This is a genomic window from Kutzneria sp. 744 (genome assembly GCF_000568255.1).
Taxonomy (GTDB): Bacteria; Actinomycetota; Actinomycetes; order Mycobacteriales; family Pseudonocardiaceae; genus Kutzneria.
In genome coordinates this window covers 2,945,591-2,946,310 of the sequence record NZ_KK037166.1, presented here as the reverse complement: position 1 = coordinate 2,946,310, position 720 = coordinate 2,945,591, and the positions used below count along the sequence as shown (strand labels likewise).

Annotated in this window: 1 protein-coding gene; it reads left to right on the top strand. The window is 71.8% G+C overall.

All coding sequences use genetic code 11. From position 1 onward, the window contains the following. Positions 1–26: 26 nt before the first annotated feature. Positions 27–720 (top strand): MFS transporter (locus KUTG_RS61175; protein ID WP_369794457.1); only part of this gene is annotated, 694 nt, incomplete at its 3' end.

Genomic DNA, 720 nt, shown 5'->3' with positions numbered 1-720 from the left:
AGGCCGCCGGGGTGGGGGTGTACTTGGTGGCCGGGAACGCGGTGCTGGTGCTGGTGGCGTCGGTGCTGCTGGCGGCGGGGCAGCAGGCGTTCTACAGCTCGGTGTTCGGCCTGATCGCGGACACGGTCCGGGACGGCAGCAAGGACTCGGCGTTTGCCCTGGTGGGACAGGTGCGAGGGCTGTGCTTCGGCCTGGGTGGGCTGGCGGTGGCGGGCCTGACGAGCCTCGGCCGGGGAGGTTACGAGGTGGCGGTGGCGCTGGACGGGGTGACGTTCCTGGTTGCGGCGGCGGTGCTGGCGGCGTTCCTGCACGTGCCGCACGAGCGCCACGAGGACGGGGAGCCGGCGGTGAGCGTGCTGCGCAACCGGCCCTACCTGGTGCTGATCGTGGTCACGGCGTTCGCGACGTTCCCGGTGGACATCATGCTCGACGGTGGCTCGGTGTACGTGACGGAAGTGCTGCACGGGCCGGCGTGGATACCGGGGGCGATGATCACGGCCCTGACGGTCAGCGGCATGGTGTTCAGCACGCTGGTGGTGCGCTGGACACGGACCCTGTGGCGCACCACGGCCATCCGCATCGGGACGGCCATCTACGGGGCGTGGGCGGTGGCCAGCCTGGGCGCGGTGCTGGTGCCGACGTCGTGGCTGCCGGCGTACCTGCTGGGCACGGCGGCGTTCCTGGCGTTGGGAACGCTGATCGGCAACCGGGCCAACGCCC